Source organism: Microbacterium sp. (assembly GCF_036277215.1).
Classification (GTDB): domain Bacteria; phylum Actinomycetota; class Actinomycetes; order Actinomycetales; family Microbacteriaceae; genus Microbacterium.
On the sequence record NZ_DASUNI010000116.1, the window covers coordinates 1 to 10,155 of the forward strand.

Genomic DNA, 10,155 nt, shown 5'->3' on the forward strand with positions numbered 1-10,155 from the left:
GGCTGCGCTGGCCGGCGACGACGACGACGCGGTAAAGACCGCCTTCGACAAGCTGAACCAGAGCCAGGGCAAGCTGGGAGAGGCGATCTACGCGTCCAGCCAGGCGTCGCAGGCTGCTCCGGATGCCGCCCCCGAGGCCGCGGCCGGTGACTCCGGGTCGGCATCGTCCGACGAGGATGTCATCGACGCCGAGGTCGTGGACGAGGACGAAGAGAAGAAGTAGTCATGGCCGCCAAGAACTTCGACCCTTCGAAGGGCTCAGGAAGCGGTGACGGTGAAGACGAGGTTCGACCGGACGAGGAGGGGGCGGATGCCGCGCGGAACGACGCAGGCGCATCCGACCCCGACTCGCAGCCGGACGGGTCCGTCGACGAGTGGACCGTCGACGACATCCTGAGTGCCTCTCAGAACCTGGACGCCGCCGCGGAGGACGCCGTGCTCGCCGACCTCGAGTCGGCGCTGCTGAACGACCTCAAGCGCCTGCAGGCCGAGTACGCCAACTACCGTCGGCGCACCGAAGAGCAGCGCGAGCGCGAGATCGAGCGCGCCAAGGGCGAGGCCGTGAAGGGCCTGCTCCCCGTCCTGGACGACCTCGACCGAGCCGAGAAGCACGGCGATCTCGTCGAAGGCACCGCCTTCGCCGCGATCGGTGACAAGGTGCGTGCCGTGGCCGAGAAGCTCGGCGTGGTGTCGTACGGCTCTGCGGGCGAGCCGTTCGACCCGCAGCACCACGAGGCGATCTTCCAAGCACCGACCCCGGGTGTCACCGAGCCGACGATCCTCGAGGTCGTCGAGGTCGGCTACCGCCTGGGCTCGGTTGAGCTGCGACCCGCCAAGGTGGTCGTCGCGGTGCCGGCCGAATAACCCGGGAGGAGCACCGCATGGCCAGTCAAGACTGGTTCGACAAGGACTTCTACAGAGTCCTGGGCGTCGAGAAGAACGTCAGCGATGCCGACCTGAAGAAGACGTATCGCAAGCTCGCCCGCAAGTACCACCCCGACTCCAACCAGGGTGATGCCAAGGCGGAGGCGACCTTCAAGGAGGTCAGCGAGGCGTACTCGGTGCTCTCCGATCCCGAGCAGCGCAAGGAGTACGACCAGATCCGCGCGATGGGATCGGGTGCGCGCTTCACCGCGGGCGGACAGCCCGGCGGGTTCGAGGACGTGTTCAGCATGTTCGGTCAGGGCCGGGGCGGCCGTCAGGCGCCCGAGGACTTCGACGACATCTTCAGCATGTTCAACCAGCAGCAGCCCGGCGGCTTCGGCTCGGGCCGGTTCGGCCAGCCGTCCGGAGGTTTCCGCGGCTACGGCGGCCCGCAGCGCGGCGCCGACGTCACGGCGCGGACGACGATCGACTTCATCACCGCCACCAAGGGTGAGACGATCACGCTGCAGGGGGAGGACGGCAAGCCCTTCAAGGTGAAGATCCCCGCGGGCGTGTCCGACGGGCAGAAGATCCGCCTGCGCGGGCGCGGGCGGCCGTCGCCGGACGGCGGCGAGACAGGAGACATCGTGGTGCAGGTGACCGTTCGACCCCATCCGGCGTTCACGCGCGACGGGCTGAACCTCCGGGTCACCGTCCCGGTGACGTTCACCGAGGCGGCGCTCGGCGCCACCATCGAGGTTCCGACGCTGGGCGGAGACCCGGTCAAGCTGCGTGTGGCACCCGGCACGCCGTCCGGTCGTGTCCTGCGGGTCAAGGGGCGCGGCGTGCAGACGTCGAAGGGCACCGGTGATCTGCTGGCGGAAGTGCAGGTGGCCGTGCCGTCCCATCTCGACGAGGCGGCGCGCGAGGCTCTCGAGCGGTTCCACGAGCTCGAGCCGAAGGACAACCCGCGCGCCGACCTGATGTCGAGGGCTCGCGCTTGACGATGTGACGCGAGGAGAATCGCCCGGGATGAGGACGCGCAGAGCCGATCCGCATTCGTCTCTGCCGATCCTCCTGGTCAGAGGAGGTGAGAGGGATGCCCGAACGAGAGCTCGATGAAGACGCGCCGATCTTTGCGATCGCCGTGGCCGCGGAGCTGGCGAACATGCACCCCCAGACTCTCCGTCAATACGACCGTCTCGGCCTCGTCGTCCCGGCGCGCACCCAGGGCGGATCGCGGCGCTACTCGACACGCCACATCGAGCAGCTGCGCGAGGTCGCCCGGCTGTCGTCGGCGGGCATGAGCCTGCCCGCGATCGCCCGCATCATCGAGCTCGAGGACCGTGTGCGCGAACTCCACCTGCGCGTGCACGACCTCGAGACCCGCGTGCGCAGCGAACTCGAGAACAGGCCGGGCGCTCGCGTCTTCGCGGCCGGGGCGACCGGCTCCGTCGTCACGCTGCGGCAGGGCCGGCGGGTCCGCCGCGCGACCGACATCGTCGTCTGGCGCCCGCGCCTGGCGCTCGAGCAGGATCCGTCCCCGTCCGCCGAGCCGGACGACTCCACCGGCTGACCCACCTCGACCGCGAGACTGCAACCGCAGGTCGAGACTGCGGGTGGTACCCGCAGTCTCGCCGCCCGGTTGCAGTCTCGCGGCCCGAGTGGGAGGTCAGCGGGGAGATCTAGACTCGCAAGGAGCGCCGTGGAAGGGGACTTGGTGACAACGAAACGTGCCGTCGTCGTTCGAGGCGGCTGGGAGGGTCATCACCCCGTCGAGGCGACCGAGCTGTTCCTGCCGTTCCTCCGGGAGCACGGCTACGACGTCCTGGTCGAGTCGTCACCGGCCGTGTACGCCGACTTCGACACGATGGCCGCGACCGATCTGATCGTGCAGTGCGTGACGATGTCGACCATCGAGCGCGACCAGGTCGCCGGTCTTCGTGCCGCCGTCCAGTCGGGCACCGGCTTCACCGGCTGGCACGGCGGCATCGCCGACTCGTACCACGACTCGGGCGAGTACGCGCAGCTGGTCGGCGGGGCGTTCGTGGCGCACCCGGGCAAGGAGCCCGAGGCCCTGACCGGAGAGCCCGGCGACAACTTCCTCGACCACACGATCCGGCTCACCCCGCTGGCCGCCGAGCACCCGATCACCGCCGGACTCGAGGACTTCGAACTCACGACCGAGCAGTACTGGGTGCTGCACGACGACCTCAACGACGTGCTCGCCGTCACGACCCACCCGGCACCTCCGTGGCACCCCTGGCACCGACCGGTCGTCTCGCCGGCGATCTGGACCCGCAACTGGGGCGCGGGCCGCGTCGTCGTCACGACCCCGGGCCACTCACTCGAGGTGCTTCAGCACCCTTCTGTCCGCACCGTCATCGAAAGGGGAATGCTGTGGGCCACGCGCCGCGCGTAGGAATCGTCGGAGTCGGAGTCATCTCGGGGGCGTACCTGCAGACCCTCGCACCGCGGTCGGACATCCAGGTGGCGGCCATCGCCGACCTCGACCCCGCCCGTGCCGCCACCGTTGCGGAGAGCGTCCCCGGCGCCCGCGCGCTGGAAGTGGGGGCGCTGCTCGCCGACCCCGACGTCGATCTCGTCCTGAACCTGACGATTCCGGCCGCCCACGCCGAGATCGCGCTCGCAGCCATAGCGAACGGCAAGCACGTCTACGGCGAGAAGCCGCTCGCGGTCGATCTCGCGGGCGGACAGGCGGTGTCCGATGCCGCCACCGCCGCCGGCGTCCGGCTCGGGTCGGCGCCCGACACGGTCCTGGGCACCGGGACGCAGACCGCCCGCGCCGTCATCGACGAGGGCCGCATCGGCCGCCCCATCGCCGCGACGGCCGTCATGGCAAACCCCGGCCCGGAGCCGTGGCATCCGAACCCCGACTTCTACTTCCTCCCCGGCGGCGGTCCGCTCATGGACATGGGCCCCTACTACATCTCGGCGCTCGTCCACCTGCTGGGCCCGGTGACCGCGGTCTTCGGGGCGGCCAGCCGGCTGCGCAGCGAGCGCGTGATCGGCTCCGGTCCGCGGGCCGGCGAACGCATCCCGGTCGACGTCGACACGCATGTGAGCGGCATCCTGGAGCACGCGAGCGGGGTGCTCTCGACGCTCACGACGAGCTTCGACAGCGTCAAGACCAGCGCCGCGCCGATCGAGATCCACGGCGAGAGCGGGTCGCTGTCGGTTCCCGACCCCAACATGTTCTCGGGCGATGTCTCGTTCTGCGCGCTCGGGTCGACCGAGTGGGAGCTGATCGAAGACCGGGCGGGCTACGTGGACGCCGCACGCGGGATCGGCCTGCTCGACATGCTCGCGGCCCCGGATGACGCGCACGTGCGTGCGTCCGGTCGTCTCGCGCTGCACACGCTCGAGGTGATGACCGCGGTGCTCGAGTCGGCGCGCACGGGCGTCCGCGTGACACTCGGCACCACGGTCGATCGGCCGCCGCTCGTTCCCCTCGGCTCGCGGTTCGACCTGCGGGAGCTGTAGCCCCGGTCCGCCGCCGTCGGGCTGGTGCCGCGGCCAGGGCCGAGGCAGACTGATCGGATGCCGACCCTCGACGACGTGCGCGCGATCGCGCTGAGCCTGCCCGAGACGGTCGAGAAGGTCGACGGCCACCGCGGCGGTCCAGGCTGGCGCGTCTCCGACGCCCTGTTCGTCTGGCAGCGGAGCCCCAGCAAGGCCGACCTCTCTGCGCTCGCCGCGCTGGGTCGCACCTGGCCCGACGGACCCGTGGTCGGAGTGCGGACCGAGGGCCTCGAGGCCAAAGAGGCCCTGCTCGGTTCGTTCCCGGACGCCTTCTTCACCATTCCGCATTTCGACGGCTATCCGGCGGTGCTGGTGCACCTCGACAGAATCGAGCCGGACCTGCTGCGCGAGGTGATCACCGACGCCTGGATCGTCAAAGCCCCGAAGCGGCTCTCGAAGGCCTGGCTCGCTGAGAACGAGTGACGCCCGGGGTCCGACTCCGGTCGCGCGGCCCGTCCCCGCGAGCACAGCGGGTCGGGCGGGTCGGGGAAAGGTTCGCCTCTAGAGTGCAGACGTGACCACCGCACCGGGGCCCGTGGCAGCGAAGGGTGAGACCGCGCGCTCCGTGCGCTGGTCCCAGCTGACGTACTGGCCGCTGGCGGTCGCCGCGGCGGTGTTCCTGCTCACCTACACCGTCCACGTGATCGGAGACGTCGAGGGCCTGTGGAGCTGGATCACGACGGCGACGATCGCGATCATCTGGGTGATGTTCATCGTCGACTACCTCGTGAAACTGAGGCTGTCGCACCCGCGGCGGCTCTGGTTCCGCACGCACAAGTTCGATCTCGTCCTCGCCCTCATCCCGGCCCTGCGACCGGTCCGGCTGCTCGACGCGTTCACCCGGCTCGCCTCGTTCACCCGCACCGCCGGCAACTCGATCCGGGCGCGCCTGCTGATCTACGGCGTCGGGTCGGCGATGCTGCTCGTGTGGTACATCTCGTTGCTGGTGCTGCAGGCCGAACGGCACGCGCCCGGGGCCACGATCACCTCGTTCGGCATCGCGGTCTGGTGGGCATTCTGCACCGTGACCACCGTCGGCTACGGCGACTACGTGCCGGTGACCGTGCCTGGTCGCGTAGCGGCGGTGTTCCTGATGGCCGGCGGCGTCGTTCTGGTCGGCCTGGTGGTGGCGACCATCTCGTCCTGGGTCGTGGAGCGGGCCTCGCGCGGGCATGACGATGCCGTGCCGGCGAGCCGTGCGGACATGCGCGCGCTGACCGACGAGCTCCGCCTGGCCGCGCAGCGCGCGGGCGTCGAGCGCAGCGGGCCCGAGGCGCCCGGCCCCGCCGCGCCGCAAGGGAGCCCGTGATCGCATGAAGCATCGCGATCCACTCGCCACCCCATCGCCGGCCGCCGCCCCGCTCTCGCCGATGCTGCGCGTGCTCCTGGGCCTCGCGGCCGCGGTCGTCGCACTCGCCGGCATGTTCTTCGCACGCGAACTGGTCGGCCCTCTCGTCCTGGCAGCGGTGATCGTCATCATCTGCCATCCCGTGCGGCATCCGCTCGATCGGCTCGGCTGGCCGCGCTGGGCCGCGACGACCGCTGTCATCGTCGTCGCCTACCTGATCCTCGTCGTGCTCGGACTGCTGCTCTTCTTCGCCGGCACCCAGTTCGCGCGGCTGGTCGCCGACTATGCCGACGAGCTTCAGGCGTCGGTGCAGGCGTTCATCGGGTGGCTGGGATCCGTCGGGCTGGACCAACAGGCATCGGATGCCGCGGCATCCGCCTTCGAGCCTTCGACGATCGTGTCGTTCGTCGCCTCGCTCGGCGGCACGGCGATCGGCATCGTCACCGCGCTGTTCTTCGTCCTCGCGTACGTGATCTTCATGGCGGCCGATGGGGCGCGCTACGCCCGGGCCGAGGCCTCCTTCGGGGCGGGTGCGCATTCGGCGATCCGCCGGTTCCAGCGGTTCAACTCCGGGGTGCGGCGGTACTACGTCGTCAATGCGAGCTTCGGCGCGGTCGTCGCGATCATCGACGGGCTGGCGCTGTGGGCGATCGGCATCCCCGCGCCCGCCGTGTGGGCGATCCTCGCGTTCGTCACCAACTTCATTCCGAACATCGGCTTCGTGGTAGGGCTGATCCCGCCCGCACTGCTGGCACTGGTGGTCGGCGGCTGGCCTCTCATGCTCGCCGTGATCGCGATCTACTCGGTCGTCAATGTGCTGCTCCAGGTGCTCATCCAGCCGAAGTTCGTCAGCGACGCCGTGAACCTCAGCCTCACGCTGAGCTTCTTCTCGGTGATCTTCTGGACGTTCATCATCGGGCCGCTCGGGGCGATCCTGTCGATCCCACTCACCCTGGCCGTGCGGGCGCTCGTGCTCGATCCCGACCCGGGAGCGCGATGGCTGCGTTGGCTCTCAGGGGATGCCGTGACGGCAGCAGGCGATCGGCGCGACGGCGCCGGCTGACCGCGAGCCGCAGTCAGGGCTCGATGCGCAGCACCGTCGGCGACTCGCCGAGTGCGAGGTCGTCGACGATCCGAAGGGTGCGGGCGAGCTCGTCCACCGCCCCGAGAACCGTGCCGAAGCGCTCGCGGTCGCTGCACACCGCCGTGACCGTGACGAAATGCGTTCCGGTGTCCCACGTGTAGGTCGCGAACGGCGGCGTGCGCGGATCCGCCGGCAGCGTCATCGCGAGCTTCTCGCCGACGCCCAGGTAGGTGCCGCGGAACGTCTCGGTGTCGTCGTACTCCATCGGCATGCTGGCGCGCGCCGCGCGCAGCTGCGCGGTGGCCTCGCGCACCTGCGCCATCACGACCAGCAGCTCGGGGTCGGCCTTCCAGACCCACACCAGTACGCGACCCGCAGCCTTGCGCATGAGCAGCGGTGTCGCCTGGCTCATCGCCCAGGCCGCGAAGCCTCCACTCGGGCGCTCGGCGACCCCGAGCGCGCGGTTCGCCTGATTCAGCAGCATCCGGATGGCCGCCTTGCGGTGCCGGCGCCCGCCGAACACGAGCGAGTCGGTGACGGCCACCCAGCGCTTGGTGTCGGCATCGGCCTGAAGTCGGGGCATGCATCCAGCGTACGAGAGCCTTCGACCGGCGCCGCCCGCAGGAGGCCGCGGGGCGGGTCGGAGGCCCTCAGGTACAGTTGGAACGCGCATGCATCCCTCTCGTGCCACCCGCCCCCCGCGCAGAGATAGGCAACCAGCATCCCGTGACCCCGTCCGAGACGCCCGACGATCACCGCGCCGCCGCGCCGGACGCGAAGCGACCCCTCACCGTGGTCATCGGCGCCGACACCTTCTCTCCGCACGTGAACGGTGCCGCGCGATTCGCCGAGCGGCTCGCCGCGGGGCTGGTCGCCCGTGGACACCACGTGCACGTCATGGCGCCGAGCCCCACGCACTGGAACCGGGGAACGGCCACCGAGATCATCGAAGACCAGCCGATGACCATGCACCGGCTCCCCTCGTGGCGCTGGTTCCCGCACGACTGGCTGACGTTCGTGCTGCCCTGGATGTCGAAGCACCACGCCCGCCGCGTCCTCGACTCGGTCAAGCCCGACGTCGTGCACATCCAGTCGCACATCATCATCGGTCGCGGCCTGGCTCGCGAGGCGCGCAAGCGCGGCATCCCGATCATCGCCACAAATCACGTGATGGCCGAGAACATCCTCGACTTCACGACTCTGCCGCCCGCCCTGAACGGCGTGTTCCTGCGTCTCGCGTGGGCAGACGCCAAGCGTACGTTCGACATGACCCGGGCAGTGACGACGCCGACCCGCAAGGCGGCCGACTTCCTCGAGGCGACGATCGACATACAGAACGTCATCCCGATCAGCTGCGGCATCGACCGTTCCAACTACACGCCCGACCTCGGTCCGCGTGACGCGAACCGCATCCTGTTCGTCGGTCGGCTGACCACCGAGAAGCACATCGACGTCCTCCTCAGGGCCGTGGCGACGCTCGACCCCGCCCTCGACGTGCATGTCGACCTCGTCGGCGAGGGGGATCAGCGCAAGAACCTCGAGGTGCTCGCCCATTCGCTCGGGCTGGACGCACGCGTCACGTTCCACGGACACGCCCCGGAGGCCCGGCTGCGTGAGATGTACAGCCGCGCCAGCCTGTTCGCGATCGCGTCGATCGCCGAACTGCAGTCCATTGCCACCATGGAGGCGATGGCGTCCGGGCTGCCGATCGTGGCGGCCAACGCCGTCGCCCTGCCCCACCTCGTGCATGACGGCGAGAACGGCTATCTGTTCGAGCCCGGCAACGTCGAAGAGCTGGCCGCCCGCCTGACGGATGTGCTCACCGCGGAGCCGGGCGAGAGGCGGCGTATGCAGCAGGCCTCGCTCGACGGCGTGGCGATCCACGACATCAACCGCACCCTCGACACGTTCGAGGCGCTGTATCGCGGCGAACCTCTGCCCGCGTAGCCGATGCATGTCGTGATGTTCGGCGACCAGCACGTCGAGTCGCTCGGCGGGGCGCAGGTGTCGATGCGGCTGCAGCGCGACTTCCTGGAGCGCGCCGGACACACCGTGACGATCGTCGCACCGAGGATGCACGGGCCGCGCGCCGCAGGCGCCGACGATGCGCTGATCGACACGCCCTCGATTCCGATCACGCTCGACCGGGAGTACTCGCTGTCGTGGCCGGGCAGCCGAACCGACCGGTTCGTGGACGCCGCCCTCGCAGGCCGTCCCCCCGTGGACGTGGTGCACGTACAGGCCGATTTCTGGGGCGCGGTCACAGGCCACCGCTTCGCCGCACGACACGGCCTCCCCGTCATCCACACGATGCACAATCGCGTCGACGTGGGGATCGAGGCGACCGCTCCCTTTCCCGGTCTCGTGATGCGGGTGCTGAACGCCTGGCAGCGGCGCGCCCTGCGGCGCACGGGCAGGCGACTGCCGGCCGGCCGGGACGGCTGGTCCTACCTGCGCCGCTTCGCGGCCCTGTCGCGGGCGGTGACCGCGCCGTCGGCGCACTTCGCCCGCCGTCTCGAGCAGCACGGCGTCGTCCCAGGGCTGGCCGGAGCAGCACCCGACGTCGACGTCGTGTGGAACGGCATCGACGACGATGTCCTGGATGCCGCGCTCGCGGCCGGCCGGTCCGAGCGGGCTTCCGGCAGGCCGCGTTTCGTCTGGCTCGGTCGGATGAGTCCGGAGAAGCGTCTCCTTCCGTTCCTCGAGGCTCTCGCCGAGTCGGGCATCGACGCCCACGTCGAGATCATCGGGGGAGGTGGACAGGAGAGGGCTGCGCGTCGTCTGGTCGAGAGGCGGCGGCCGGCGGCATCCGTCGTCTTCGCCGGTCGCCTGCCGTACGCCGAGACGCTGCGCCGCATCGCGGCCGCGGATGCGGTCGTGCAGACGTCGATCGGATTCGAGACGCAGGGCATGACGGTGTTCGAGGCTGCTTCGCTCGGCACGCCCGCTGTCGTCAGCGACCCCGACATCGGCGCCGAGCTCGGGTCGGGCTATTGGGCGGTCGCGGACGCGTCGACGTTCGCGCTGGCCGAGACCCTCCGCACGGCCGCGGCGCAGATCACGGCGGGTACCGGGGTGGTGCCCGACCCTTCGATTCAGGAGAAGTTCCGCCAGTCGTCGCGGACGGCGGCCATGGTGGGCGTGTACCACCGCGCAGGGTCCTGATCCACGCGCCCGTCGACCGCCGTCGTGCTCAGTTGCGGCGCACAACTCCCGCAGAGGCGCGGGCAGGATCGGGAGTCGTTCCGGAGTTACCGGACTCGCACGCCATGCCGAGCGGAACTGCAGGAGCTGTGCGCCGTCGTGCTGAGCGCAG

Annotated in this window: 11 protein-coding genes and 1 pseudogene; 11 read left to right on the plus strand and 1 reads right to left on the minus strand. The window is 70.2% G+C overall.

Annotated elements, in window-relative coordinates; genetic code table 11:
- The 9 genes and pseudogenes from dnaK to VFX99_RS06035 all read left to right on the plus strand — a co-directional run.
- Window positions 1-223 (plus strand): annotated as a pseudogene (gene dnaK, locus VFX99_RS05995) (molecular chaperone DnaK); the annotation flags it as partial.
- A 2-nt stretch (window positions 224-225) separates the two neighbouring features.
- The gene (locus tag VFX99_RS06000; RefSeq protein ID WP_329665406.1) at window positions 226-864 is read left to right on the plus strand and encodes a nucleotide exchange factor GrpE; all 639 of its coding nucleotides are present in this window, start codon (window positions 226-228) and stop codon (window positions 862-864) included.
- A 17-nt stretch (window positions 865-881) separates the two neighbouring features.
- Entirely contained in the window at window positions 882-1,868 is a 987-nt protein-coding gene (locus VFX99_RS06005; protein WP_329665407.1) for a DnaJ C-terminal domain-containing protein, read from the plus strand.
- Between the two features lie 95 nt (window positions 1,869-1,963).
- Complete coding sequence (locus tag VFX99_RS06010; RefSeq protein WP_329665408.1) at window positions 1,964-2,440, plus strand: heat shock protein transcriptional repressor HspR; 477 nt, start codon at window positions 1,964-1,966, stop codon at window positions 2,438-2,440.
- A 144-nt stretch (window positions 2,441-2,584) separates the two neighbouring features.
- Window positions 2,585-3,286 (plus strand): ThuA domain-containing protein, encoded by a 702-nt coding sequence (locus VFX99_RS06015; protein ID WP_329665409.1) that lies wholly within the window; start codon window positions 2,585-2,587, stop codon window positions 3,284-3,286.
- Window positions 3,265-4,368, plus strand: coding sequence for a Gfo/Idh/MocA family oxidoreductase (locus VFX99_RS06020; protein ID WP_329665410.1), 1,104 nt, complete (start codon window positions 3,265-3,267; stop codon window positions 4,366-4,368). Before VFX99_RS06015 ends, VFX99_RS06020 begins: the two co-directional genes overlap by 22 nt.
- 57 nt (window positions 4,369-4,425) lie before the next feature.
- Window positions 4,426-4,830, plus strand: coding sequence for an MmcQ/YjbR family DNA-binding protein (locus VFX99_RS06025; RefSeq protein ID WP_329665411.1), 405 nt, complete (start codon window positions 4,426-4,428; stop codon window positions 4,828-4,830).
- Window positions 4,831-4,921: 91 nt separating this feature from the next.
- A complete protein-coding gene (locus tag VFX99_RS06030; RefSeq protein WP_329665412.1) occupies window positions 4,922-5,716 on the plus strand; it encodes a potassium channel family protein in 795 nt (264 codons plus the stop codon).
- Between the two features lie 4 nt (window positions 5,717-5,720).
- Window positions 5,721-6,818, plus strand: a complete 1,098-nt coding sequence (locus VFX99_RS06035) for an AI-2E family transporter (protein WP_329665413.1) — start codon at window positions 5,721-5,723, stop codon at window positions 6,816-6,818.
- 13 nt (window positions 6,819-6,831) lie between these two features.
- Here the strand turns inward: VFX99_RS06035 and VFX99_RS06040 are convergent, their stop codons facing one another.
- On the minus strand, window positions 6,832-7,422 hold the full coding sequence (locus VFX99_RS06040) for a hypothetical protein (protein WP_329665414.1): 591 nt from the start codon (window positions 7,420-7,422) through the stop codon (window positions 6,832-6,834).
- Window positions 7,423-7,565: 143 nt separating this feature from the next.
- On the opposite strand from VFX99_RS06040, the gene VFX99_RS06045 reads away from it, so the two are divergent.
- Both VFX99_RS06045 and VFX99_RS06050 read left to right on the plus strand, forming a co-directional pair.
- Entirely contained in the window at window positions 7,566-8,786 is a 1,221-nt protein-coding gene (locus VFX99_RS06045) for a glycosyltransferase (RefSeq protein WP_329665415.1), read from the plus strand.
- Between the two features lie 15 nt (window positions 8,787-8,801).
- Window positions 8,802-10,004: a glycosyltransferase gene (locus tag VFX99_RS06050; RefSeq protein ID WP_329665416.1), complete on the plus strand. Its 1,203-nt coding sequence runs from the start codon at window positions 8,802-8,804 to the stop codon at window positions 10,002-10,004.
- The last annotated feature ends 151 nt before the right edge of the window (window positions 10,005-10,155 follow it).

What these genes read in the sequence shown, in the direction of transcription:
- VFX99_RS06000 (WP_329665406.1), top strand. Translation starts at nt 226, where the DNA reads ATGGCCGCCAAGAACTTCGACCCTTCGAAGGGCTCAGGAAGCGGTGAC.
- VFX99_RS06005 (WP_329665407.1), top strand. Translation starts at nt 882, where the DNA reads ATGGCCAGTCAAGACTGGTTCGACAAGGACTTCTACAGAGTCCTGGGC.
- VFX99_RS06010 (WP_329665408.1), top strand. Translation starts at nt 1,964, where the DNA reads ATGCCCGAACGAGAGCTCGATGAAGACGCGCCGATCTTTGCGATCGCC.
- VFX99_RS06025 (WP_329665411.1), top strand. Translation starts at nt 4,426, where the DNA reads ATGCCGACCCTCGACGACGTGCGCGCGATCGCGCTGAGCCTGCCCGAG.
- VFX99_RS06035 (WP_329665413.1), top strand. Translation starts at nt 5,721, where the DNA reads ATGAAGCATCGCGATCCACTCGCCACCCCATCGCCGGCCGCCGCCCCG.
- VFX99_RS06040 (WP_329665414.1), bottom strand. Translation starts at nt 7,422, where the DNA reads ATGCCCCGACTTCAGGCCGATGCCGACACCAAGCGCTGGGTGGCCGTC.
- VFX99_RS06050 (WP_329665416.1), top strand. Translation starts at nt 8,802, where the DNA reads ATGTTCGGCGACCAGCACGTCGAGTCGCTCGGCGGGGCGCAGGTGTCG.